The sequence below is a fragment of the Chloroflexota bacterium genome, assembly GCA_013152435.1.
Taxonomy (GTDB): domain Bacteria; phylum Chloroflexota; class Anaerolineae; order DUEN01; family DUEN01; genus DUEN01.
Genome location: JAADGJ010000084.1, coordinates 1 through 26,136, shown reverse-complemented (window position 1 = coordinate 26,136; position 26,136 = coordinate 1). Strand labels below are relative to the sequence as shown.

Sequence of the window (26,136 nt, the reverse complement as noted above, 5' to 3'; positions counted from 1 at the left end):
GCTGCGCCGCCGCCACCACCCACCGTTGAGCCCCCTTCTCCCGGGCTCGGGAGAAGGGGGTTTGGGGGATGAGGGCCGTTTTCCCTCAGTCGAAGATCAAGGGAATGTCTTGCGTCAGGCAACACGCGGGGTGTTCCTACCACCCCGATTTCCATCATTGACTTTGAAAAAGCCCTGCCCCGCCCGACAGGACGCGAGCCGGCGCGGGGTTCATACGATCCCCGCGCCGGCTCGAGCGAGCACCCTGGATCAGGAAGCGGACTCAATAAGCATACAATCGGCCATAAGGACGTCTGGATAACGGCAGCAACTTGATGAAATCCCCGCTCAGGATCTCGGCCGCATCGTACCCGAAATGGCGACAGAACTCCCCTACCAGCTTCCCCAACACCTCTCGATCGGACTCCTCCAGATCCACGATGCCCACTTCCTTCCCCAACTGCTCCGGCCGCAACGTCCCACGGAAGTACATCACCCCGCCGTGCATGCCGGTGCCGATGAACCGGGCCAGATGCTCCCCGCGCGGCGTATCCAGCCCCAACAACACCAGCACCCCGCCAGCCATGTACTCCCCCAGAAAGTGCTGGGCCGTCCCGCCGACGACGATGGCGGGCCGCTGATCCCCGTATTCCTTCATATGAATGCCCACCCGATATCCCACGTTGCCGCGGATGAAGATCCGGCCGCCGCGCATGGAGAGCCCGGTGATGTCACCCGCGTGGCCATGGATGACGATCTCCCCGGAATTCATCGTGTTCCCGCATCCGTCCTGCGTGTTCCCGTAGACGACGATGCGCGGCCCCTCCATGAACGCCGCCAGATCGTTCCCCGGCACCCCGTGGATCTCGATACGCACAGGGACGCGCAGCCCCGTGCCGATATACCGCTGGCCCCGCACATTGACCAGTCGAAGGGTGCGAGCGCCCTCCGCCACCGCGGCGTGTATGCGCTCGTTCAACTCCCGGTAATGCAACCCGGTTGCATCGATCTCAACAACGGTATCCACTTCCGCCCACATCTCACATCCCCGCCGGCTTTACGCCCAAGACCTGCATCTCCGCCTCCGTCAAACCCACCGCACGCAGGTGCAATCGATTCCCTCGTACGCTCTCCAGCGCATTGATCCCCATGCCGCCCAACATCTCCTTGATCTCCAGGCTCCAGCCTCGCAGCAGGTTCACCAACCGCTGTGCGCCGATCTCCGGGTTCACGCGCTTGCTCAAGTCCGGCCTCGTGGTGGCGATCCCCCACGAGCAGCGGCCGGTATAGCACATCTGACAGACATGACACCCCAACGCGACCAACGCCGCCGTGCCGATGTACACCGCGTCGGCCCCCAGCGCGATGGCCTTGAGCACATCCCCGCTGTTGCGGAACCCGCCCGCGGCCACGATGGAGGCCCGATTGCGGATGCCTTCCTCCCGCAGCCGGCTGTCCACCGCCGCGATGGCCAGGGCGATGGGAATGCCGACGTTGTCCCGGATGATCTTGGGGGCGGCCCCCGTGGAGCCCCGCAGCCCATCGATGGCGACGATATCCGCCCCGGCGCGCACGATGCCGCTGGCGATGGCCGCCACGTTGTGCACGGCGGCGATCTTCACGGAGACGGGCTTGGTGTACCTCGTCGCCTCCTTCAGCGCGTAGATGAGCTGGGACAGATCCTCGATGGAATAGATATCGTGCTGCGGCGCGGGGGACAGCGCATCGGTGCCCACCGGGATCATGCGCGTGGCGGCCACCGGCTCGCTCACCTTCTCCCCGGGCAGATGTCCGCCGATCCCCGGCTTGGCCCCCTGACCGATCTTGATCTCCAGCACCCGCGCCATCTCCAGGTAGTCCGGATGCACCCCGAAGCGCCCCGACGCCACCTGGGCGATGGCATGATCCTTGTATTCATACAGGTGGCGAGCCAGGCCCCCCTCGCCCGTGTTGAACAACGTGCCCGCCTCGGCCGCCGCCCGGGCCAGCGCCTCGTGCACGTTCAGGCTGATGGCCCCGTACGACATCGCCGAGAACATCACGGGCACCTCGATGGGCACCTGGGGTGCCAACTGCGTGCGCAGCTCGAGGGTGTCCGGGTCGACCTCCACCCGGTCGGACTTCGCCCCCAGATACGTGCGCAGTTCCATCGGCTCGCGCAGCGGATCGATGGAGGGGTTGGTCACCTGACTGGCGTTCAACACCAGATGATCCCAGTAGTTCCGATAGGGCTTGTCGTTCCCCATGCCGGTGAGAACGATTCCCCCCGTCTCCGACTGCTTGTAGATGTCCTCGATGACCTCCGGCGTCCAATTCGCGTTGCGGCGATAGTCCAGCGGCCGCTCACGAATGGTCAGGGCATGGGTGGGGCAGAAGACGACGCATCGATGGCAGGCCACACACCGCTCGTCATAGGAGCGCACCACGTCGTCGATCGGGTCATAGTAGTGAACCTCCCAGCCGCACTGGTTCACGCAGACCTGACACTGGATACATCGATCGGGATCGCGCTCCACGATAAATCGGGGCGGCAGGATGCTCTTCATCACGCCTCCACCTTGACCATATCCAGGGATGCGCCCATCGGCATCACGTAGGCCGATGCCGTCTCGGGCGGCGTTGGGGTCTCCCCCAAGCGGCCGACCACCGGCTGCCCGCCCACCGGGATCCAGGTCGCCTCCACATCCGGGCACACCAGCCAGATGGCCGACTCCTCCGATGAGACGTACAGACGGTCCCCCTTCACGCCCGCCACCAACGGCCGCAGGCGGATGCGATCCCCCAACGCGATCATCTCGCCCTCATGTGCGGCGATGATGGTGAACGGGCCGTTCATCAGCAGGCTGCCGTAAACCTGGCGCAGCGTCTCGTGCAGGCGCCGCTCCTCCGGCTCCATGGCCTCGATCTCCCCCCAAAGCGGCGGCGCCAGCACCTTGGCGGCGATCCCCACCGGCAGATGATGCCGCCGGATCAACAGGTCCAGCGCGTAGGCCAGCACCTCCGTGTCGGTCTGCATGGTACATCGATAGCCGTACATCTCCAGGAAGCGCACGTTGATCCCGTAAGAGGAGATCTCGCCGTTGTGTACCACGGTCCAGTCCAGGATATTGAAGGGATGCGCCCCTCCCCACCAACCGGGCGTGTTCGTCGGGAAGCGGTTGTGCCCGGTCCACATATACCCCTCGTAGGACTCCAGGCAGAAGTACTCGGCGATCTGCTCCGGGTAGCCCACGCCCTTGAACACCCCCATGTTCTTTCCGCTGGAGAAGACGAACGCCCCATCGATGCCGCTGTTGATCTCCATCACCCGGCCGACGACGTAATCCTCCTCGCTTACCTCCGACGCCTCGTCCCGCCGGGGATGCACGAAGTAGCGATGGAGATCCGGGGGATCCACGATATCCGGCGTGGGGCGGGTGGGTACGGGCTCCCCCTTGACCACGTCGAAGTGACACCGCAGGAACGCCTCCACCTGCTCGCGGGCCTGCTCATGCATGGTCATCACGTGCAAGGCATAGCAGTCGGCATGCTCGGGGTAGATGCCATACGCTGCGAAGCCTCCCCCCAACCCGTTGCCACGATCATGCATCAAGGCCATGGCCTGGATCACCTCGGCACCGGAGAAACGCCTCCCGGCAGTATCCAGGATACCGAACAGACCACACGCCTCGATCACTTTATCATCGCCATAACGGTTTTGGTACCGCTGCAAGTCTTTCATGATGCCCTCCCCTGTATTCAGGCCACCTCTGAGCTCGTGGCCGCCTGGCGATTCAGAACCAACCCAGGCGTCCGCAATGTTGGGTATTCGCCATAAAGCCACTGACGGCGCAGCTCGGCCGGTAGGTGGATCAGGCCAAAGCCGTCCGATACCAGATCCTCCTTGAAGGAGGAGACATCGATCCGTTCACGCATCAACCCCAGGATGATCCCGGCCCGATCGATATCCCCGACAAACGTAGCCCCCACGATCCGATCGTCCTTCAGGATCACCTTGCGGTACCGCTTGCCATCCCCGCGACGCAACACCTCATATCCATCGCCGTCGGCCACCTGCACGCCCCCGGAGATGATGCGCAATCCGAAGTACTTCAGCGAGTTCATCGGGGCATTGCCCGGATACTCCGCGGGCCACCCGGCCATGTTCAACCCGGCCACCCGGCCTCCCAGGTAGGCCGCCGGCCAGATGGGCACCACCCGCGACGTCCCGGCGATGATGTCGTACGCCTCCGCCACATCGCCGCAGGCGTACACACCGGGCACGTTCGTCTCCATGCGGGCGTTGACCAGGATGCCCCGCTCCACGTTCACCGGGCTGTCGGCCACCAGGTCGACCCGGGGCCGCACGCCGATCGCGATCACGACCGCCCGACAGGCGAACTCTCGCCCATCATCCAGCACGACGCCGCAGACTTCCCCTGCTTCATCGCCCTGAATGCGCTGCACGGTATGGCCGGTGATCACCTCCACGCCCGCCCGGCGGGCCGCCGCCTCGGCCAGCGCCGAGCCCTCCGGGTCCAACATCGTGCCCAGGACGCGATCCATGAGCTCGACGATGATCACACGCGCCCCCCTCTTGACCAGCGCATCGCTCACGCTCATGCCGATCAGCCCGCCGCCGATCACGACCACCTGACTCCCGGAGGCGAGGCGCTGATCCAGAGCCAGCGCGTCGGCCAGCCGCGTGAACGTGTATACCCCCGAAAGCTCCTTGCCCTCGATCGGGGGGACGAACGGGGCGCCGCCCGTCGCCAGCAGCAGGCGATCCCAATGCACCTCCCGCCCATCGGCCAGGTGCACCGTATGCGCCGAGAAATCGATGTCTACCACGGACACGCCCAGGATCGCCTGGATGTTCAGCCGCTGATAGAAGTCCCGCGGGCGGTAGAGGATGCGATCCGGAGAGCGCTCCCGGGAGAGCACCTCCGAGATGGCCGGCCGGGAGTACGCCACATACGGTTCATCGGAGAGGATCGTCAGGGGACTCTCATGGTCCACCTGGCGAATGGCTTCGGCGGCCCCGATGCCTCCCGCGGAGTTCCCAATGATGACGTAATCAGGCATGGGGCGCCTCCTCCGCAAAGACCAGCGCGCCGTTCGGGCAGTTCTCCACGCAAGCGGGCACATCCCGGCCCGGACATAGATCGCACTTGACGGCGACCGGATGCCCCCGGTACATGCCCTGCCGGATCACGCCATAAGGACACGCCATGACGCAGGTCCAACAGCCGATGCAACGCTCTGCATCGACGACGATGGCGCCGGTCTCCTCGTCCCGGTGCATAGCCCCCGTCAGGCAGCTATACACGCACAGCGGCTCCGCGCAATGGCGACACTGCACGGAGAAAGAGACCGGCCCGATCCGCTCCACGAGCGCACGGGGCATCGGCCGTGGCGTCTCCCGCTTGAAAGCCCGCAGGATATCGCGAGAGGCGGAATGTTGGACAGCGCAAAAGATCTCACATAAGGTACAGGCGATACAGAACTCTTCCTTCACGTATACCCGTTTCACCGGCAATCCTCTTTCGTCGTGCTGACCGCGTCCGGCATCATTCCCATGTCACCCGAGGACACAAAAACAAAAAGGGGCTCGAGGAAGTGCTCTTCCACGAGCCCCTGGCTACACAGCCAAGCAGAGAGATGGCCTTTTGCGACGCGGCCGCTTATAACAAGGATTTGAATCGCTTACATATCATCTGGGAGGAGTACCCTATCCCACAAGGATACTCAAGAGGTGCGGGGGACACGCCTCTGCGCTTAGTGGGCCTTACTCTAACCAAGACCGGTAAAATCCCGGTATGATATAAATCATATCCCAAGAACCCAACATGGGCAAATGCGCCCCCGCACGAGCTTACTCTCGGTCCAACGCCTCCTGTAACAGCCCTCGAACCACCTGCGGGTTGGCCTTGCCCCGCGTGGCCCGCATGACCTGCCCCATCAGCCACCCGAACACCTGAGTCTTGCCCGACCGGTACCGGGCTACCTCCTCCGGGTGCTCGGCAACGATCTGGGCCACGATGGCGGCCAACGCCTCCTGGTCGCTGACCTGCGCCAGCCCCTCCGCCTCCACGATCTCCTGCGCCGACCGGCCGGTGTGGAACATGGTGTCCAACACCCGCTTGGCGGTGTTCAGATTGATGGTGCCTCGATCCACCAGCGTCTGCAGCTCCGCCAGCCCGGCTGGCGTCACCTGCGCCTCGTCAATCGCCATGCCCTCCGCGTTCAGCAGCCGGAACAGCTCGCCGGTGATCCAGTTGGCCATCGCACGCGGCTCCCCCGCGTACGCCTCCACGGCGGCCTCGAAGAAGTCCGCCACCGCCCGCTCTTCCGTCAGCAGATTGGCGTCTTGCCGGGAGAGCCCATACCCCTCCATGAAGCGATCCCGACGGGCCAGGGGGAGTTCCGGGAGGCTCGCCCGCAGCCCCTCGACCCACTCCAGATCGATCTCCAGCGGCGGCAGATCCGGCTCCGGGAAGTAGCGGTAGTCCTCCGCCGATTCCTTGCTGCGCTGGAGCACCGTACGGCCCCGCTCCTCATCCCATCCCATCGTCACCTGTCGGACCGCTTCGCCGCGCTCCAGCAGTCGGATCTGGCGCTCGATCTCGTACTCCAGCGCCAGGCGCACGGACCGGAAGGAGTTCAGGTTCTTGATCTCCACCTTGGTGCCCAGGTCCGTGGAGCCAACCGGGCGCACGGAGACGTTCACCTCGCAGCGCATGGCGCCCTTCTCCATATCGCCGCTGGACACGCCCAGATAGCGCAGGATCTGACGCAGCCGGGTGACGTAGGCATACGCCTCCTCGGCCGTCCGGAGGTCCGGCTCGCTCACGATCTCCAGCAGCGGCACGCCCGCACGGTTGAGATCCACCAGGGAATACCCATCCACGTGGGTCAGCTTCCCCGTATCCTCCTCCAGGTGAGCGCGCCGGATCCGCACGCGCCGTCGCGTCCCATCCCCCAGCTCGATCTCCAGCCACCCATCCACGCAAAGGGGCAACTCGTACTGGGAGATCTGATACCCCTTGGGGAGGTCCGGGTAATGGTAATTCTTGCGGGCGAAGACGGAGGTCTTTGCGATCTGACAGTGCAACGCCAGGCCAGTGCGCACCGTCTGCTCCACCGCACGCCGATTGATCACCGGCAACACCCCCGGCATGCCCAGGCACACCGGACACACATGCGTGTTCGGCGGCGCGTCCGCATAGTCCGCACTGCATCCGCAGAACATTTTAGACGCCGTTAAGATCTGGGCATGGACCTCCATGCCGATAATGGCCTCATAGTCCGCCATGCACGCTCGCCCTTGCGTAGAAATATGTCCCAGAAAAAGGCATCCGCCGGCTACCCGTGCCGACGCACGAAGCGGGCCATCCGCTCCAACGCCTCCTCGATCTTCTCATAAGCGGTGGCGTAGGAGCAACGCACATATCCCTCGCCGCCCGCCCCAAAGGCGCTGCCGGGCACCACGGCCACCTGCTCCTCCTCCAACAGCAGCGCAGCGAACTCCTCATCCGTCATCCCGGAGTGCGCGACCGACGGGAACGCGTAGAAGGCACCCTGAGGCTCGAAGCACGGCAGCCCGATGCTGTTCAGGCCGTCCACGATCAGCCGTCGACGCCGATCGTACTCCTCCACCATCTCCTGCACGCAGGAGTCGCCGTTGGTCAACGCCGCCAGGGCGGCCGCCTGGGCCGTGGTGGGAGCGGACATGATGGTGTATTGGTGGATCTTGCGCATCGGCGCCAATAGCTCCGCCGGGGCGGCCGCATATCCGATGCGCCAGCCGGTCATGGCATAGTCCTTGGAGAACCCGCCCAGCAGCACCGTGCGCTCCCATGTCCCCGGCAGCGACGGCACGCACACATGCTCCACCCCGTAGACGAGCCGATCATAGATCTCATCCGAGATGATCAGCAGATCATGCCGTCTGGCGACCTCGCACACCGCCACCATGTTCTCGTAGCTCATCACCGCACCGGTGGGATTGTTGGGATACCCCAACAAGATCGCCTTGGTGCGCGGCGTGATGACCGCCTCCACCTGCTCCGGCATCACCTGGAAGCGATCCTCCACCCGGGTGGCGATGGGGACCGGCACCCCGCCCGCCAGCATCACCTCCGCCGTGTACGCCACGAAGCACGGCTGAGGGACGATCACCTCATCCCCTGGATCGATGAAAGCGCTCATCGCCAGGTATAGCCCCTCCGACACCCCTACCGTGATCAGGACCTCTCGCTGGGGGTCATAGGAGACGCCATAACGCTCCATCAGGTGACGAGCGATCGCCTCGCGCAGCTCGATGGTGCCCGAGTTGGAGGTGTAATGCGTCTCGCCGCCCTCCAGGGAGCGCACGCCGGCCTCCAGGATATGAGGCGGCGTCGTGAAGTCCGGCTCCCCGATGCCCAGCGAGATCACCTCCGGCATGGTCGCGACGATGTCAAAGAAACGCCGAATGCCCGACGGCGGCACCCGACGCACACGCTCCGACACGAAGTCCCGCAATCGTAGCCTCCCCTCTAAAGGATCTGATCCAACGGATCGTACGTCAGGCCAAAGGTCTCCGCCACGGCCTGATAGGTCACCCGTCCCCCATAGATATTGACGCCCCGGGCCAGCGCCGCGTTCTCCCGCACGGCCCGCTCAAACCCGAGCGCCGCCAGCTGACGCACGTACGGGATCGTCGCGTTGGCCAGCGCAAAGGTCGACGTGCGCGGCACGGCGCCCGGCATGTTGGCTACGCAATAATGCAGCACCCCATCCACGAAGTAAATCGGGTCGCTGTGCGTCGTCGGATGGCTCGTCTCCACACAGCCGCCCTGATCCACCGCTACATCGATGATCACGCTCCCGGGCTTCATGGTGCGCACCATGTCCCGGGTGACCAGCGTCGGTGCCTTTCCTCCCTTGATCAACACCGCCCCGATGAGCACATCCGCGTAGTTCACCGAGTGGGCGATGCTGTGCGGATCGGAGTTCAAGGTCGTCAGGCTGCCATGCAAAATGTGGCTCAGATACCGCAGCCGCTCCAGGTCGATATCCAGCACGGTGACGTGGGCCCCCATGCCCAACGCGACCTGCGCTGCGTTGGTCCCCACCGTCCCGCCGCCAATCACCACCACATCGGATGGGCGCACGCCGGGCACCCCGCCCAGCAGCTTCCCCCGCCCACCGTTCATCTTCTCCAGGTAATGCGCCGCGATCTGAACCGCCATGCGGCCGGCGATCTCGCTCATCGGCTCCAGCAGCGGCAACGAGCCATCGGCCAGCTCCACCGTCTCATAGGCGATGCCGGTGACGCCGCTGGCCATCATCTGCCGCGTCAGCGACTCGCTGGCCGCCAGGTGGAGGAAGGTGAAGAGCACGAGGCCGGGACGCAGATAGGCGTACTCGGCGGGCACCGGCTCCTTGACCTTCACGATGAGCTCCGCCCGCTCCCACACCTCCGCGGCCGTGGGCAGGATCTCGGCGCCGACGGACGCATACTCCTCATCCGAGATGCCGGACCCCTCGCCCGCTCCTCGCTCCACCAGCACCCGATGCCCGTCCTGCACCAGACAGGACACGCCACCGGGCGTCAATCCCACCCGATACTCGTTGTCCTTGACCTCACGCACCGTTCCGACGATCATCCTTGATCCTCCCACGCCCGTGCCCTCCCTCGCCACGGGCCTCGTGTGCATTTAAAAAGAGCACCTGAAAAGCCACCACCTAGAGCGTGTCTGAAAACTTACCGACAAGATGTCTGAGGGGGTCTCCCTCAACGACCCAACGACCAGCTCCACAGGGGGAGGTGTGGAGGGGTCCTCCCCTCCACGGAAATCCCACTTTTCCGGCCTGCACCTGCCTTTCTCGGCCCTTTCCGCAGAGGCCTGGGCCGAGGCCGGGCTGGTCGAAGGCGGGAGAAGGGCTTTTTCCGGAGGGGCTTCATCCCTCCGGGCCTCCCCAATCCCTCGGGCACGCTCTAAGGCAAACGACGGACCCGCCAGCAGTCCTCGGCCAGGTGATAGCGCAACAGGAACCACAAGCCCGCCTCGCTACGCACCCGGAAACAGATCGCACCCGGCTCCCGCCAGCTCCGCAGGAGGCTCACCGAATGCCACGCACCCTCCCAATAGACGGCCGTCGGCCGCTCCGGATATCGGGTCTCTGCTCGACAACGCACCGGTATCTCAATCGACATCACTGAAGTCAACCTGAGAGGAATCCCCCACGTTCAACCGATGGTAGCGCCCCCGCACCAGCGCGTTCTTACCGATCAGCGATTGATCCAGCATGGTATCGCAGATCTGCGCGCCCTCGTCAATGATCGAGTCCCGGATCAGCGAATTGCGCACCGTCGCGTGGTCGGCGATGGTCGCATAAGGGCCGATGATGGAGTTCTCCACCGTGGCCGTCGGCGCGATGTACACGGGCGGGATCACCGTCGTGTTCACCAGATGCGCCTTCTGCCCGTTATCCTGGAGCTTGGACAGGAGGTATCGGTTCGTATGCAGTACCGTCTCCGGCTTGCCGCAATCCTCCCAGACCTCGACCTCCTTGGGGATGAAATATGCCCCCTGATCGATCATCAATTGCAGCGCATCGGCCAGGTAGTACTCCCCCTTGGTCTGAATGTCCCGCTCCATCAGCTCGTCGATGGCCCGCATCAGCCACTGGCTGTCCTTGATGTAGTAGACGCCGATCACCGCCAGCCGGTGCTCGTCGGTGGCCGGCTTCTCCACCAGGCGCACCACGCGCCCCTCCTTCACGACGACCACGCCGAACCGCCGGGGATCCTCCACCTCCTTCACATAGAGCACGCCATCCGCCTCGGTCGAAGGCGCCGCCAGGAGATCCGTCTCAAAGATCGTGTCCACGAAGATGATGAGCACGTCCCCCTGCACGTATTCCCGCGCCAGCCAGATGGCGTGGGCCTGTCCCAGAAGCTCCTTCTGCTCCACGTAGCGGGCAGGGAAATGATAGTGAGCGTCCACATACTCCTGGATCTGTTCCCCCAGGTACCCGACGATGAAGATCACCTCTTCCAGATCGAGTCCGCTCAGCTTATCCAGGATATGCCCCAACACCGGCTTGCCCGCCACATGCACCAAGGGCTTCGGCTTGCTATACGTGTGGGGCCGAAGACGCGTGCCGAATCCCGCCAATGGGATGATGACCTTCATGGTCCAACCTCGGAATCGATGGATTTCATGCGGCCACCGGCAGGGGCGGCCGACGCTTATGCCATTCGGTGGCCTGCTGATACGCGTAGGCTACCGACAGGATACGTTCCTCCCCGAAGGCCGGTCCGATGATCTGCAGGCCGATGGGCAGGCCCTGATCGTCGAAGCCGCACGGGATGCTGATGCCACACACACCCGCCAGGTTCACGGACAGCGTGAAGATGTCGCTCAGATACATCGCCAGCGGATCATCGGCTCGCTCCCCGATCCGAAAGGCGGTAGTCGGGCTGGTGGGGCAGACGATCACATCCACCTGCTGGAAGGCCCGCTCAAAGTCCTGCCGCAGCAGCGTGCGCACCTGCCCGGCCTTGAGGTAGTACGCATCGTAGTAACCGGCGGAGAGGGCGTAGGTGCCCAACATGATGCGCCGCTTGACCTCGGGGCCAAACCCCCGCCCTCGCGTCTGCCGGTAGGTCTCCCACAGATCCCCGGCGGGCACCGACAGCCCATAGCGGACTCCATCGTAACGGGCCAGGTTGGCCGATGCCTCCGCCGGGGCGATGAGATAGTAGACGGGCAGCGCGTATTCCGTGTGCGGCAGGGAGATGTCCACCACCTCGGCGCCCATGTCCACCAACTGATCGATCGCCGTGCGCACGCCCGCCTCCACCTCCGGCTGCATCCCCTCGATGAAGTACTCCCGAGGGACGCCCACGCGCAGGCCGCGCATGTCCGCCCTCCGCAAGGCCGCCAGGTAATCCGGCACCGACAGGTCCATGGACGTGGAATCACGCGGGTCGTGTCCGGCGATGGCCTGGAGCAGGATCGCCGCGTCCAGGACGTCCTTGCCCAGGGTGCCCACCTGATCCAACGAGGAGGCGAAGGCGACCAGGCCATAGCGAGACACCCGGCCGTAGCTGGGCTTCAGGCCCGCCACCCCGCAGAACGCCGCCGGCTGACGCACACTGCCCCCGGTATCCGTTCCCAACGCCCCCAGGCAGAGATCGGCGGCGACGGCCGCCGCGCTGCCGCCGCTGGATCCCCCAGGCACCCGATCCAGATCCCACGGGTTATGCGTGGTGAAGAAGGCCGAGTTCTCCGTGGAGGAGCCCATGGCGAACTCGTCCGTGTTGGTCTTGCCCAGGAAGACGGCCCCCATCTCCCGCAGCCGGCTCACCACGGTGGCATCATACGGCGGAATGAAGTCCTCCAGGATACGGGACCCGCAGGTCGTGGGTACCCCTTGCAGGCAGAGCACGTCCTTGATGGCCAGCGGGATGCCCAGCAGGGGCGTGCGCTCCCCGGCGGCCAGACGACGATCCGCCTCCGCCGCCTGCTCCAGCGCCGCCTCCGGGGTCAACGTCAGATAGGCCTTGATATCATTGTCCAGCGCGTAGATGCGCTCCAACACCGACTCGGTGAGCTCTACGGCGGAGATCTCACCGCGATGGAGCAGATCCTGCGCCTCGTGAACGGTCAAAGCATAAAGATCCAAGGAACTCCTCTCTCCAGGGAGCGATGTGCGAAAGATCGGCTTCCCGTGGCCGATCCCGACAGGTCGCCTTACTCCAGCACGGCCCGCACCCGGAATTGGCCGTCGGCCACGTCCGGGGCATTCGCCAGCGCGTCCTCCCGGCTCAGCGAAGGCTGCACCTCATCATCACGCATCACGTTGCGCACGGGCAGCACGGTCGCCGTCGCCGGGATCGCCGAGGTATCCACCTCTTGCAACCGGCCGAAGTAATCCAGGATCGCGGAGAGCTGATCGCGAAACCGCTCTTCCTCCTCCGGCGTCAAACCCAACTTCGCAAGCTCAGCGATATGTCGGACCTGTGCGAGGGTAAGGGACATCGTCTTCAACCTGTGGGTGATCTCGTGTGTCGGTTACGTCGGCCACCCTGGCCGATGAGGCCGAACAGCTGGTGTTTCGTGACGTCACCGTCAGCGGGGCTGGCACATTATAGCACCGTCGCGCGTGGCAAGCAAACGCTCGTGCGCCCCTCAGCCCCCGGTCAACAATCGTTTCAGCGCCTCCAGGCACCCGATGCGCTCCTGCGCCGGCGGCCGGGGCTCCGGCGTGGGTCGGCTGAGAAGGTGCAATCCGGCCCGAGGGCGCCCCTCCTCGTCGTAATCCACGCGCACATAGGTCGGCTCCCGGTACTCGCTGTACTTCGTGGGATTCTCGAACAGATCGCGCCACACCTCCCGATCCGCCCCGGCGAAATCCCCGCGCCACACCCATGTGCCGCTGTTGACGTACACGCCCCCGTTCGATAGCTGACGCACGACCGGGCGATGGGTATGTCCAAAGCTGACCACCAGTGCGCCGGTCTCGGCCGCCTTCCGCTCCGCCTCCGCAACCAACGCATCCGTATAACGACGCTGGATGTCCTGCGCCACCCGGAACGGATCAAGCTCGCCATCGGGGGCGGCGCGTGACGGCGGGCGCTCCTCCAAACCCGTCGTCTCCAGCGCGGCCTCCACGCGGCGATAGAAGGCGGCCTGGAACTCCGGATCCTCGGCCAGTCGCCGGGACACGACGGCCTGCTGTTCGGGCGTGGCCAGATCGTTCAGCAACGACGCCGCCTCCGTCATCTCCGGGGTCGCCGCCCGGAATCCCAACTCACCGGCGATCAACCCCGGCGCGGCCGGCAGCAGCGTCGCCAGGGCGAGCAGGGCAAACCCGGGATCGAACTGCAACGCATACCAGATCAGCGCGGTGAGCGGCGATACGCCGTCGATCCAGGGGCGCTCACGCTCCAGGGAGTTGAAGAACTCGTACACGAAACGGGATCCGGGCACCCGCTCCAGCTCCCCCGGCCGCTCCGGGTCCAGCGGCTTGGCGAAGTCCCGATATCGGTTGATACGCTCCGTGTATTGGTTCCCATGCTCCACGTACAATCCCTCCCGCTGGAGGGCCACCGGGGGGAAGGTGAGCAGATCGGCCAGGTCCCCTCTGGCCCCTATAGCCTGGCGGATGACATCCTGCACCCCCGGCCAGTAGAGGTCAGGGTCGTGGTTCCCCTTGATGATGGTGACGGAGCGACGAGGGGGTCCCAGTTGGAGGAAATCGGCCATGCTGGCGAACACGGCCGGATGCCCGTCGACCACGTGGCGCATCTTCTGCACACACGCCGCCTCATGACTGGGTGCGTACACCTCCGGCGGGTAGCTGGCCAGCGGATCGAAGGATGGCACGGCCGGCACCTGCAACATCTCCAGGAAATCCCCGTTGATGATCAACTCCATCTCCACGCCATCGCGCTCGCTCTCCGCGATGAGATCGTGGACCCATTGCGTGAAATCGGCGTCGCTGATGAAATCCTCCAGGACGTTCCCGGCCTCGTACAGCCCGGCCCCCAGATGGGTATCGCTGATGATGAACTTCGCCTTTCGGGTCATGACGTCCTCCCGGCCCTCCACAGGCCGCCCGCCGATGGGAACCCACTCAAGCGCATCCGACTCCCGCTATTGTACCCAGAATTCCGAGATTCGCACACTCCAAGGGGGAAGAGGGCTCAATCCGTCTCCTCCTCATCGACCCGACGGCGAGCGCTGCGCGCCCGGCCGCGCTCCCGTGCGGCGAAGAGCTGTCGCAGTCGGGGATGTGCCTCGCGAGCCGCCGCCTGTTCAGCCGTCCGCCGCCGGCGCCACGAGAGCCGCGCCCGGGCCACCAGCCGCCTCCCCTCGCCCAGGCTCAGACGCAGCCGCCGCACGGCCACATCCAGCGGGAACAACAGGATGGCCAGCCACAGCAACGCCATCCCCAACGGCCGCGACGACCGGGCGGGCACGGAGGTCTTCGCCCACGCCATCTCCGGCGTGTCCAGCCGATCGCCCCCGGTCGCCCGCGCCAGGCGGGCCAGCAGGCGCTCCCCCTCCATCGCCTCTCCCTGTCTGTACTCAGGCGAGTAGGGAACCACCACGCCGATCGTGGCCTGTTCTACCGGCGCCTCGCCGACATCCTCCGTCGACTCGGAGGCCACGATCTGAATCATGTAAACGCCCGGACCCGTCACCGACACCGAGGCACGATAGCGACCCGGTGCCTCCTGGGCCAGCGTCACCCGCCTCGGCTCCAGATCGGGGCCGAGGATCGTCGCCTGCACGTCCAGGAAATCCCACGGGCGCCCGCCGTCATCCACGGCGTCCACCCGGATCACCATCGAGCCGTCCTCCACGCTCCCCTCGACCTGCAGGCGCTCAGAGCCCGGGACAGGCAGCACCCAGCTCGCCAGTTGGGCCACGAACCGGGCGAACCCATCCCATCGCACCCACTCCGCCGCCCAATGGGCCGTCAGATCCGAGGTCCAGGCCAGGCTGCGGCCCAGCCCGTACTGCCAGTAGGCCAGGATGGGGAGCCCTTCGTCGCTGACCAGGGGCACACGCGCCGCCGCCTTGGGGGTCGTGCCGTTGTACCCATACAGCCCCGGCACGCCCTGCCCGGCGATCCCCGCCAGGATGGGCGTCTCCGCCGTCTGGACCGGATAGAAGGGCTTCTCGATCACATAGCGCCCCACCGCCCGGACGGCCTCCTTCAGGAACACTTGTGGGATCTCCTGAATGCTGCGGGCCGGGTAATAGCGGCCCCCTCCCGCCTCGGCGAGCCTGCGCAGATAGGAGGCCGAGCCACGCCCGGCGGCGATCACGGACAGCGTGATCCCCTCCTCGCGCAACTGGGCTGCCAGCTCATCGTATGCCCCCGCCCGGGACCACCCGTCCGTCAGGAGGATGATATGCTTCACCCGGGCATCCACGTCCGACAGCGCCCGGGCGGCCTCGTTGAGGCCGGCGAAGATGTTGGTCTGCCCGCTCGCCTGAATGCCCGCGATCGCGCTCTGCACCTCATCCAGGCTCACCGATCGCTGGGGCTTGAGCACCCAATGGGCGTTGGCGTCAAAGGCGACGATCCCCAGGAAGTCCAGCCGTCCCACCGCCCGATACGTGCGCAGGATCGCCTCCTTGGCGATGTCCACCTTGGGCAGGCCGCTCTCCACCCGCTGATACTGGCCGGGCAACGCGTTGGGATCGTTGCAGTGACAACGCCCCATGCTGCCCGACTTGTCGATGGCCAACACCAGCGCCAGGTTCGGCTCCCGCTCCCGATCCCGCACATCCATGTCCACCGGCAGCGCCTCCTCGATCGGCGTGCGCAGATAGCCGCCGGCGCCGAAGCTGGAATCGCCGCCCACCATCACCAGGCCACGTCCCAGATCACGAACGTAACGCGGCAGCGCTGCCATGGCGCCGTCGGGGAGCGCGTCGGCGGGCACATTGACCAGGAACACGGCGTCGTATCCGGCGAGCGCGGCCAGACTCTGCGGCATCTCCGCGGGCGAGACCGTCACAGGCTCCATGTGAGCAGCCTGAAGCGCCGCCGACAGGTGCTCCGCCTCGCCCGGCCTCCCCTCCACCAGGAGCAATCGCGGCGGCCCCTGGACCCACGTGAAACCAGCGGTCGTGTTGTTCTGCGGCCAGGAATCCTGCGAGGGGACCAGCTCCGCCCGCAGCCGATGGAAGCCCGTCCTCTCGGCCGTGACGGACATGCGCACCCGATTGGTCCCGGGCTGCAAGCGCACCTCCTGCGACCGGATCAGCGTCCCCTCATCGAAGAGGTGCAACACGGCCGGCTGCGCGACCGTGCTCTGGATCACCGCCGTCACATCGAAACGCTGGCCCTGCCGCACCCGGGCGGGCGCTTCCAAACGATCCAGATACGCCTCCACCTGCCCTCGCTGTGAGCCCAACGGCACGTACGCGATCTCCACGCCGCGTGCGATGGCGAGATCGACCTGCTCCGCCGCCCGCCCCACGTTCTCCAGCCCATCGGACAGGATCACCATGCGCTTCTGGCTGCCCTCGGGGAAGAGGGCCAGCCCCAGTTGGATCGCCGCGGCCAGATTGGTGCGCGTCGCGATAGGGGTCGAGGCGATGGAGGACAGACGCCTCTCCTCGGACGCCAGGCGCTCCACCAGCGCGTTCTCCCCGAAGGCGACGATGGCCGCGCGGCCGCCGGGCGGCATCGCCTGAATGCTCTCCCGGATGAACGCCTCCGCCCGCTGTCGCTCGGCAGCGGACACCGAATCCGACATGTCCAGCAGGTAGACGACCGTCAGCGTATCCACCGCGCGCACGACCCGCAAGCCCGCCAGGCTGAGCACCAACGCCAATGCGATGCTCAGGCGCAGGGCGATGCTCCCCCACACACGCGGGGACACCTCCCGCCAGCGGCGTCCTCGCGCCAGCACCGGCACGAGGATCACCGGCACGACGAGGATCAGGATCCCCAACACGAGCGGATGCGTGAACGAGAGGGACATCTACGCCTTCCACCTGCCGGACGCCCGGAGGCCGCGTCGTCGGAACGCGAGGGTTGCCCCCGCCAGCCTCGCGCGGAGCCTCGCCACGTGTCCCCGATGCGCGTACAGCCACTCGGCCAGGAGCAGCGCCAACCCCGCCCAGGCCAGCGCACGCCACCACTCCCTACGCCCCCGTGGAGATTCCCCGGCGCCGCCCATCTCCACCGTGCCCTGCACGGCCAGCTTGTTGGCGGGGGCAATGGCCGACTCCGCAGCGTCGAACAGGTTCACGGCGAACCGGCCCAACGGATGCTCCCCGCCGTCCACCCACGCCACCTCGTACACACCCAACTGCGTCGTGCCGTCGAACACCGCCCGGCCCGCCCGGACGTCCACCCGCTCGACCGAGCCGTCGGGAAGCGTCACGAGGACGGCCTCCGCCTCCGGCGGCACGGGGATCGTCACCGGCCGACCCGGGCGGGCCCCCTCCAGAGGCCCACCCATCCCCTCTCCGGCGCTCAAATAGTCGATCAGGTTCGCCACGAGGATGGGGAAGGCCACACGCAGGGGCAGATCGGATTTGCGCAGGTCGAAGGCCAGGACCGCCACCCGGCGCCCGTCCACCTCCCCCACAAGAAGGAGAGGACATGGCAGGCCGCACGTCCCCGCAAAGCCTTCGGCGATCACGACGGCGCGCGCCCAGTCCGGGAGGGGGATCTGCGCGGCCTCCATCACGTGCACTCCACGCAGATCCACATAGCGCAGAAGCGGCTCGTCCCCATGCGCCGCCGCCGGAACCGGCTGTGGAATCCGGCCGGTGACCGAGAACAACGAGGTGGCCCGCACCGGGGCCAGGAACCACAGCGCGCCCGCGGGCAGCGGATCGTCCACGGCGACGCCATCGAAGATGGTCAGATCCGGCGTGGGACATTCGGCGTCCTCATCCGGGCACACCTCCCCCCCGTAGTCCTCGGGGCGCACAGACGTCACCTCCAGGCCGGGCATCAGGGAGAGCGCCGTCTCCAGGAACCGATTGCCCGGGCTGACCAGCTCGACCCGCAGCGAACGGCGGGCCGAGGGCACGGCCCACGCCACGTCGTCAAGCGCCAGGAAGTCCTCCCCCTCCAGGCGGGCCTCGACGACGCGCGCATCTCCCGGCACCTCATCGAACGCCATGGCTCGCGGCTCCCCGGGCGGCAGCGCCAGCGTGCGCGCGGCGATTAGCTCGCCGTCGGCGTAGAGCAGGAGCCGCCGTTCCACCGGGGCCGAGCCGAAGTTGCGCACCTGGACGAAGGCGGAGTACGCCTGGCCGCCGGCGATGGGGCGCAGGGACAGCGCCAGGATGCCCTGATTCGACACGACGGCGTCCGGCTCCGCCGCGCCCCGCCCGATGGGGACGTAGCGCACCCGGCCGGGTATGAGCGTTCGCTCCGGCAGCGTGACGTTCCCATCGGAGAGGATGATCGTCTCCGGGTCCCGCTCCCGCGCGGCGATGGCCGCGGCCAGGCCCAACGCCGCCGACAGATCGCTGCTCCCCACGCCGGCGCGAACCCCGTCCAGCGCCTCCAGGACCCGGGCGTGATCCGTGGAGCCGGATACCCACACCCGCGTATCGCCGCCCGCCGTGATCACGGTGACCCGGGTCTCCGCGGGCAACCCCTGCACCAGGCGCCGCGCCCGGCGCACGGCCTCCACCAGGCGATTGGGCGGTACATCCGTCGCCTGCATGCTGGCCGACGTATCCAGGATCAGGATCACGTGATCGCCTGCGGCCGCCTCGCTCCAGGTGAACGGTCGGGCCAACGCCAACACCAGGGCAGCCAGGATCAGCAGCTGTAGCAGGAGCAACAGGTTGGGACGCAGTCGCTGCCACGGGGCATTGGCCGCCATATCCCGGACCAGGCGGCGCCACAGGTACGTGCTGGACACCACGTACGGCTCGCGTCGCAGCTTCAGGAAATACAGCGCGAGGATGGGCACGGCCAACAGGGAGAGAAAGAGAGCGCCGGGATTCAGGAAGGACATGAGCGGCTTCCTCGGGGTGATGAGGACGTCGGGCTACTCAAGCACCGCGTGCAGGCGCAGATGGGCCAGGAGCAGCTCCCGAAGAGGCGTGGTCGTCTCCACGAAGACATAGCTCATCTCCCGCCGGACGCAGAAGTCCCGGATCTGCGCCCGCCATGCGTCCAGGGAGTCCCGATACCGGGCCAGCAGATCGTAATCCGCGGTGATCTCCACGGAGTGCCCCGTCTCACTATCCACCAGCTCAAGATCGCCCTCCACGTCAGGGTCCACCTCCTGCGGCGCCAGGACGTGCAGCACGATCACATCGAAACGGCGGGCGAACAGGGCGGTCAACCCCTCCTCCCAGGAGGGATCCAAGAGATCGCTGATGAGCACCGCCGGGCCGACCTGCCGGGCGCGGGCGGCGTAGCGTCGCACGGCCGGCCCCAGGTGCGCCTCCCCGTCCGGCCGCAGCGTCTGCAGCCAGTCGAACCACGCCAGGGCCTGACGCTTCGTGCGGATCGGCGGCATCACCGCCGCGCCGTCTCCGCCCATGGCCATAGCGGCGACCCGGTCCATGCCCGCCAGAGCGACGTACCCCAGGGCGCCGGCCAGCCGCATGGCGTGCTCCCATTTGGGCGGGCTCCCAAACGCCATGCTCCTGCTGGCATCCAGCAGGAAGTGAACCGTCGTATCCTCCTCCTCCGAGAAGAGTTTGACGAAGGGCCTCCCCAGCCGGGCGTACACGTTCCAGTCCACGGAGCGCAGGTCATCGCCGGGGACGTAGTTCCGATAGTCGGCGAACTCCACCGACCGGCCACGCTTGGGCGAGCGACGCTCCCCCTGGATCTGCCCGCGCCGCGCCCGACGGCTGACCAGGGTGAGCTGCTCCAGCTGCCGCAGAAACGCCTCGTCAAACAACTTCATATCCTCCCGGAGGCCGAACGCGCCGCCATGCCCGGCCACACATTGCCTCCCAAGCGGCCCACAGCTCAGGCCGGGACGTGGGACGCGTAAACCGTCTGGACCACCTGCTCCACGATCTCGTCGGGGGTGATGCCCTCCGCCTGCGCCTCAAAGTTCAGGATGATCCGGTGGCGCAGCGCGGGAAAGGCCACGGCCCGCAGATCGTCCAGGGAGACGTTAAAGCGGCCATCCAACAGGGCGTGGATCTTACCCCCCAGGATAAGGGCCTGCATGCCACGCGGGCTGGCCCCATATCGTACATAGCGACGCACCACCTCGGGCGCGCCGGGATCATCCGGATGGGTCGCCCGGGTGATGCGCGCCGCGGCCTCCGTCACGTGCCTGGCGATGGGCACGCCGCGCGCCAGCCGCTGCATGGCCAGGATCGTCTCGCCGTCGGCGACCGGATGGGCCTCCGGCACCTCCACACCGGTCGTGCGCTCGGCGATCTCCACCAGCTCCTCCACGGACGGGAACGGCACATCGATCTTGAAGAAGAAGCGATCCATCTGGGCTTCCGGCAGCGGATACGTCCCCTCCATCTCCAGCGGGTTCTGCGTGGCCAGGACGAAGAACGGCTCGGGAAGCTTATGGATCGTCTTGGCCACCGTCACCGTACGCTCCTGCATCGCCTCCAGCAATGCCGACTGGGTCTTGGGCGTGGCCCGGTTGATCTCGTCCGCCAGGATCAGGTTGGCGAAGATCGGCCCTGGCTCGAATCGGAAGAAGCGATGGCCCTGCTCGTCCTCAGCCAATATCATCGTCCCCACGATGTCGGCCGGCATCAGGTCAGGCGTGAACTGGATGCGGCTGAATCGGCAATCGATGGCCTGGGACAGCGTGCGCACCAACATGGTCTTCCCCAGCCCCGGGACGCCCTCCAGCAACGCGTTCCCCCCGGCCAGCAACGTGATCAGCGTATGCCGCACCAGGGCCGTCTGCCCCACGATGACCTTGCCGACCTCGCGCTCGATGGCGAGCGCCGTCTCCATGAATCGGTCCGCGTCCATTTGCAATCCATCCCCTCCCATCAAAGAACCCCTCACGGCCGAGCTTCCCCTCCAGCGGGGCCAGCTCCCATGCTGGCACTGCACATTCCGGCCGACAGCCGAGCATGGGAGCTCGGCCTGCTGACACCTCCCTCCAGCAACGCCAGCTCCCATGCTGGCGCTACACACTCCGCCCGCAGGCCGAGCATGGGAGCTCGGCCTGCTGACAACATCCATCCAGCAAGGCCAGCTCCCACGCCGGCGCCAGAACATCACGGCTCTAACGCCGTGAAATACTCCCGCACGTAGTCCCGCAGATTCACCGGGATGTACTCCCGCTCCATCGCCCGGGCGGCCTCCGAGGCGTACTCCCGGTACACCTCCTGATACGGCACCAGGCTGGGGTTCGCCAGGCCGGGTTGCGCAGACGCCCCCTGCCGGACCTGCGCCTCACCCGCCTCCCCCTCCTGTCCGGGGATGAACTCCGGCCTTCCCTCCGCCCCTGTCCCCCCAGGCTTACCGCCGGGTGCCGCGTACACCACCTCGTCCACGCTATAAGGGCGATTGGGCCCCGTCGGCGCACCGGCACGCCCCGACCTCGTCGCCGGGGGCAACCGATCCGCCGTGGTCCCGCCACCGCCGCCCGGCTGTCCCCCCTGCCCACGCCCGGAGGCTCCACCCGCCGGAGAGGCGGCCATGCCCTGGCCTGAGCCGCGCCCGGGCCGCCCCGCCTGGGCGATCCGCCGTCGGCTCTCGTCCGCCTGGGCCAACGCCCGCGCCAGGGCCTCTTGCAGGGCCAGGTCCTGCCGGGCATCCGCCATCTCCCCGGCCGCCCGAGCTGCAGCGGCGCGAGCGGCCTTTCCATCCCCTCGTCGCGTCGCCGCGGCGGCATCCCGCAACGCGCGGGCCAACGCCGCATCCGCGTCGCTCAGCCTGGCCGCCGCCTCCTCCAGGGCCGATGCCAGCGCCTCCCGCTCGTCGGGCGCCATCTGATCGACATCTTGCAACATCCGATCCAGCAGTCGGGCGACCTCATCCAGCGAGGGGTTGCGATCCTTCGCTCCCGCCAGCCGGGCGATCTGTGCGCTCAATCCCTCCAGCGCCGCCCGGCGAGCGGCGAATTGGGGATCGATCCGCTCTCGCAACTGCGCCCGGAACTCCGCCAGATCCGCCAGCGCCTCCTCCATGTCCCCGCGGTTATCCCGCAGCTCGGCGGCCAGCTCTCGCAGGCGCTCCAGCAACGCCTCCTTCTCGGCCTCGTCCAGAGCCTCCGCAGCCTCCACATCTTCCGCCAGCCGCTCCAGCCGATCGGCCTCCTGAGCCGCCGCCTGAGCGACCCGGGCGCGTTCCTCCAACACCGCATCCATCGGGTTCGGCACGAAGGTGAGGACGAGCACGCCCGCCAACAACGCCGCGGCCCCGGCCAGCCACCGGGAGGGCCATCGGAGGGGCAGATCTCGCCCGGGCCGGATCGCTCGCGCCGCCGCCAGCGCGTCCGATCGCTGGCGCGCCACCAGGTCAGGGTCGAACCCGGCGCCGTCGCCGCTCAGCTCCAGCGCCGTCGAGAGGCGATCCTTCAGCCCCAGGATCGCGTCGGCGCGACGCGCCACATCGATCGGGCGCTGAGGGCGCAAGGCCGCATACAGCGAGACCAGGATCGGCCACAGCGCCACGAGCAGCCACGCCCACAGGCGATAACGCGGCCAGGGGACCACCCGGCTGAGCAGCAACACCGCGGCCGCGTACGCCAGCGGCGCCCACGCCGAGCGCGCCAGCCACCAGACGCCATCACGCACGCGCAGTCGCCGCCCGATGACGCGCAGATACGGGATCAGAGGATCACTGGCCTTGTTGCCCCTCATCGGGCTTCTCCTCCCGCACGAGCATGCCACACTCGGCCACCACCCAATCCTCCTCCTCCTCGGTCAGCACACAGATGCGGGCCTCCTCCGCGCCGGAGGACGTGACGGAAACGACCGGCACCCGCACCCGGCCGTCGTCGAACCAGGTCGGCGCACCGAACCCAATCCGCATCTCGCCTTCGCCCCCTGCCCATTCCACAGGCTCGCCCTCCTCGTGGTGCACCACGGCGACCGGGATCCCCGTTCGCTCCTCCACCCGGGCGGACAGGACATCCAACGTCGTCGAGGGCAATCGCCTCGGCTCGCTCCCATCCAGCAGCGGGTCGGACAGGGGACCCAGGCCCGTCGTATCGTAGATGGAGAGGCTTTCTGGGCGATCCTCCCCAGCCGCGATCAGGCTCTGGACCACCGCCGCATAAACCTTCCCCAGCTGCTCCGGGCTCCTGCCCGGAGGGAGCTGGATCTCCTCCGCGGCCCCCTCTTTTACGATAGGAGGCGTGACGGCGATGACCTTCTCCACAACAACCGGGGGAGGCGGCATCGCCCGCATCGGCGGGGGCGCTGGCGTTGGGCGCGGCCTGGAGAGGACGCCGAAGCGTTCGTAGCTGGGGGGACCGTACACCCCATAGCCCACAGCGATCAGCGCCACGACCAGGACGGCCAGCCCGACGATCTCGACCGGGCGCAGATGCCGACGCCGGATCGGCTGAAGCAGCCAGACGCTGGCGAGGAAGAGCGCCAGCGACGCGACGAGATAGATCCCGGCCGTGTAATGCCATAACGGGCGTATCAACACCGAGCGATCACCGGGGGCGCCGTCGAAGCGCCCGCTGAGGGCACGCACCAGGGGCAGGAGGGCGCCCCCGCTCGATCTAAACGACCCGGGATCCACATACTCCCCCAGCGCCGAGGCCATCGCTGCAACCGGGCTGGGGAGCAGAATCACGCGCGGCGGCTCGCTCTGCCGCACCACGCCGATCACCCCGTAAAGAAAGTACACCCCTACGGCCAGGAGGAGCAAGATCACATAGCTGGCGACCATCGCCCGGCCGCTCCGCCTCAGCCAGACGGAGAAGAACAGCCCAAGCACGCCGAAGGTCAGGGCGCACAGGAGCAAGATGGCCAGCGCCCGCAGCATGTCGGCCAGGGTGACCCCGCCGAACAGAAAGATCAGGCTGGCCATGGGCACCGCGGCCAGGATCAGCAGGAGAACATAGCTGAGGCTGGCCACCAGCTTACCCCACAGGATGCTCCAGGGGGAAAGCGGCGTCACCAGCAAGATATCCAGCGTTTTGCGTTCCCTCTCACCGCTGATGGCCCCGGACGTCAGCGCGGGCGTGATGAAGCACACCACGAACAGCTCAAAGAGCGCCAGGCTGATGAACAGGGAGCGGCCGATCATGGCCCCCAATGGCGCCCCACCGCCCCAGTAACGCTGGCCGGAGACCAACGCCTGATAGAGGCCATATAAGAACAGCCCCAGGAGCAACAGGAACCCCGTCAGGATCACGAACGCCCGCGCCCCCCGCATACGAGCGCGCAGCTCCTTGATGATCACGGGATTCCAGCGCAAGCTCAGCCCGATTCCGCGAGATGGACTCAAACGCATGATCCTCCCATTGGCATCAGAAGAACTCTATGCCCAGCCCCTCGCCTGCCCTCTGGGCCAAAGGCCACCGGACAAAGCCCCAATCAGGCAGGTACCAGGCGAGAAAGAGGGTCTTTCCGCGGAGGGGCTTTCCCTCCGTATCCCCCTTCCGGTGCAACCGCTCGTGGAGCGGATAAGGCGACCCGACAGGTCGCTTTTACCACATGCGACCACGCTAGGCGACCTCCCCTTTGGTCAGGCGCAGGAAGACCTCCTCCAGGTCCGTCCCGGTCTCCTGGAAGGAGACGACCGGGATGCCGCCGGCGACGAGATGGGCCAACAGCCCGGCCACAGCCTGATCATCCCCGCTGAAGGGAACTTCGATGAGATATCCGGCCCCGTTCTCAGTCTGAGGGATAGGCACCGCCTCGCCCACGCCCGGGAAGCCGCGAATCCGCTCCAAAACCGCCTCTGGATCCGCGAGCGAGCGAATATGCAGCAGCCGCTCGCCCGTCATCTGACGGCGGATAGCCTCCATATCACCGCTGGCCACCAAGCGGCCCCGCTCGATGATCCCCACCTGGGTGCACAGCTCGGAGAGCTCGGCCAGGATGTGCGAGCTCACGACGATGGTCTTGCCCATGCGCGCCAGCTCCCGCAGCAGCTCACGTATCTCCACGCGCGCCCGGGGGTCCAGGCCGGAGGCGGGCTCGTCCAACAGCAGGATCTGCGGATCGTGCACCAGCGCTCGCGCCAGGCACAGACGCTGCTGCATCCCTCGCGACAGCGCGCTGACGTCGTCGTTCCGCTTCCCCTCCAAACCCACTAGGACCAGGAGCTCCTCAATCAGCGCCAGCCGCTCCGCCTTTGGGATCTCGTAACAGCAGGCGTAGAAGTCCAGATACTCCCAGACCCGCATCTCCTCATACACGCCGAAGAAGTCCGGCATGTACCCGATGGAATAGCGAACCCCGCGCGGGTCATCCCGCATGCGACGGCCGGCGATCCAGATCTCGCCCTCATCCGGCTCCAGCAGCCCGGCCAACAGCCGCAGCGTCGTCGTCTTGCCGGCCCCGTTCGGCCCGATGAATCCGAACAGCGCCCCCTCGGATACCTGGAGATCCAGGTGATCCAACGCTGTGACCCTGCCGTAGCGTTTGGTCAATCCCTTGGTCTCGATCGCGTAGTTCTCCATAACCTTCACATCCCGCAGGCGGGTAGCCCAGATAAGGCGATTCATGAATCGCCCCATTGGTATCAACTTAAGCGATACGGAAGCGTGGC

Annotated in this window: 20 protein-coding genes; all 20 read right to left on the bottom strand. The window is 66.7% G+C overall.

Going from position 1 to position 26,136, the window contains the following annotated elements:
* Positions 1-262 precede the first annotated feature (262 nt).
* The 20 genes from GXP39_12530 to GXP39_12435 all read right to left on the bottom strand — a co-directional run bounded on the left by GXP39_12530 (position 263) and on the right by GXP39_12435 (position 26,047).
* Positions 263-1,018 carry a hypothetical protein gene (locus GXP39_12530; protein NOZ28863.1) on the bottom strand — a complete coding sequence of 252 codons (756 nt, stop codon included), beginning with the start codon at positions 1,016-1,018 and terminating at the stop codon, positions 263-265.
* 1 nt (position 1,019) lies between these two features.
* A complete protein-coding gene (locus GXP39_12525) occupies positions 1,020-2,525 on the bottom strand; it encodes an FMN-binding glutamate synthase family protein (protein NOZ28862.1) in 1,506 nt (501 codons plus the stop codon).
* Positions 2,525-3,700 carry a glutamine amidotransferase family protein gene (locus GXP39_12520; GenBank protein NOZ28861.1) on the bottom strand — a complete coding sequence of 392 codons (1,176 nt, stop codon included), beginning with the start codon at positions 3,698-3,700 and terminating at the stop codon, positions 2,525-2,527. The genes GXP39_12525 and GXP39_12520 overlap by 1 nt, the downstream gene beginning before the upstream one ends.
* Positions 3,701-3,717: 17 nt before the next feature.
* Positions 3,718-5,043, bottom strand: a complete 1,326-nt coding sequence (locus tag GXP39_12515) for an NAD(P)/FAD-dependent oxidoreductase (protein NOZ28860.1) — start codon at positions 5,041-5,043, stop codon at positions 3,718-3,720.
* A complete protein-coding gene (locus GXP39_12510) occupies positions 5,036-5,491 on the bottom strand; it encodes a 4Fe-4S dicluster domain-containing protein (protein NOZ28859.1) in 456 nt (151 codons plus the stop codon). The genes GXP39_12515 and GXP39_12510 overlap by 8 nt, the downstream gene beginning before the upstream one ends.
* A gap of 342 nt (positions 5,492-5,833) precedes the next feature.
* Complete coding sequence (gene gatB, locus GXP39_12505) at positions 5,834-7,273, bottom strand: Asp-tRNA(Asn)/Glu-tRNA(Gln) amidotransferase subunit GatB (GenBank protein ID NOZ28858.1); 1,440 nt, start codon at positions 7,271-7,273, stop codon at positions 5,834-5,836.
* Between the two features lie 50 nt (positions 7,274-7,323).
* Positions 7,324-8,406, bottom strand: a complete 1,083-nt coding sequence (locus GXP39_12500; GenBank protein NOZ28857.1) for an aminotransferase class I/II-fold pyridoxal phosphate-dependent enzyme — start codon at positions 8,404-8,406, stop codon at positions 7,324-7,326.
* Positions 8,407-8,498: 92 nt separating this feature from the next.
* Positions 8,499-9,611, bottom strand: coding sequence for an alanine dehydrogenase (gene ald, locus GXP39_12495; GenBank protein NOZ28856.1), 1,113 nt, complete (start codon positions 9,609-9,611; stop codon positions 8,499-8,501).
* Positions 9,612-9,943: 332 nt separating this feature from the next.
* Positions 9,944-10,144, bottom strand: coding sequence for a hypothetical protein (locus tag GXP39_12490; protein ID NOZ28855.1), 201 nt, complete (start codon positions 10,142-10,144; stop codon positions 9,944-9,946).
* A gap of 7 nt (positions 10,145-10,151) precedes the next feature.
* Positions 10,152-11,144: an NTP transferase domain-containing protein gene (locus GXP39_12485; GenBank protein ID NOZ28854.1), complete on the bottom strand. Its 993-nt coding sequence runs from the start codon at positions 11,142-11,144 to the stop codon at positions 10,152-10,154.
* 25 nt (positions 11,145-11,169) lie between these two features.
* Complete coding sequence (gatA, locus tag GXP39_12480; GenBank protein NOZ28853.1) at positions 11,170-12,639, bottom strand: Asp-tRNA(Asn)/Glu-tRNA(Gln) amidotransferase subunit GatA; 1,470 nt, start codon at positions 12,637-12,639, stop codon at positions 11,170-11,172.
* A 68-nt stretch (positions 12,640-12,707) separates the two neighbouring features.
* Positions 12,708-12,995 (bottom strand): Asp-tRNA(Asn)/Glu-tRNA(Gln) amidotransferase subunit GatC, encoded by a 288-nt coding sequence (gatC, locus tag GXP39_12475; protein NOZ28852.1) that lies wholly within the window; start codon positions 12,993-12,995, stop codon positions 12,708-12,710.
* A 150-nt stretch (positions 12,996-13,145) separates the two neighbouring features.
* A complete protein-coding gene (locus GXP39_12470) occupies positions 13,146-14,546 on the bottom strand; it encodes a hypothetical protein (GenBank protein ID NOZ28851.1) in 1,401 nt (466 codons plus the stop codon).
* A 116-nt stretch (positions 14,547-14,662) separates the two neighbouring features.
* Complete coding sequence (locus GXP39_12465) at positions 14,663-17,464, bottom strand: VWA domain-containing protein (GenBank protein NOZ28850.1); 2,802 nt, start codon at positions 17,462-17,464, stop codon at positions 14,663-14,665.
* The gene (locus tag GXP39_12460; GenBank protein NOZ28849.1) at positions 17,465-19,468 is read right to left on the bottom strand and encodes a VWA domain-containing protein; all 2,004 of its coding nucleotides are present in this window, start codon (positions 19,466-19,468) and stop codon (positions 17,465-17,467) included.
* A 33-nt stretch (positions 19,469-19,501) separates the two neighbouring features.
* On the bottom strand, positions 19,502-20,374 hold the full coding sequence (locus GXP39_12455) for a DUF58 domain-containing protein (GenBank protein NOZ28848.1): 873 nt from the start codon (positions 20,372-20,374) through the stop codon (positions 19,502-19,504).
* A 65-nt stretch (positions 20,375-20,439) separates the two neighbouring features.
* The gene (locus GXP39_12450; GenBank protein ID NOZ28847.1) at positions 20,440-21,423 is read right to left on the bottom strand and encodes a MoxR family ATPase; all 984 of its coding nucleotides are present in this window, start codon (positions 21,421-21,423) and stop codon (positions 20,440-20,442) included.
* A gap of 251 nt (positions 21,424-21,674) precedes the next feature.
* Positions 21,675-23,264 carry a hypothetical protein gene (locus GXP39_12445; protein NOZ28846.1) on the bottom strand — a complete coding sequence of 530 codons (1,590 nt, stop codon included), beginning with the start codon at positions 23,262-23,264 and terminating at the stop codon, positions 21,675-21,677.
* Positions 23,242-24,867, bottom strand: a complete 1,626-nt coding sequence (locus GXP39_12440) for an ABC transporter permease (protein NOZ28845.1) — start codon at positions 24,865-24,867, stop codon at positions 23,242-23,244. The genes GXP39_12445 and GXP39_12440 overlap by 23 nt, the downstream gene beginning before the upstream one ends.
* Before the next feature lie 220 nt (positions 24,868-25,087).
* Entirely contained in the window at positions 25,088-26,047 is a 960-nt protein-coding gene (locus tag GXP39_12435; GenBank protein NOZ28844.1) for an ABC transporter ATP-binding protein, read from the bottom strand.
* Positions 26,048-26,136 lie beyond the last annotated feature (89 nt).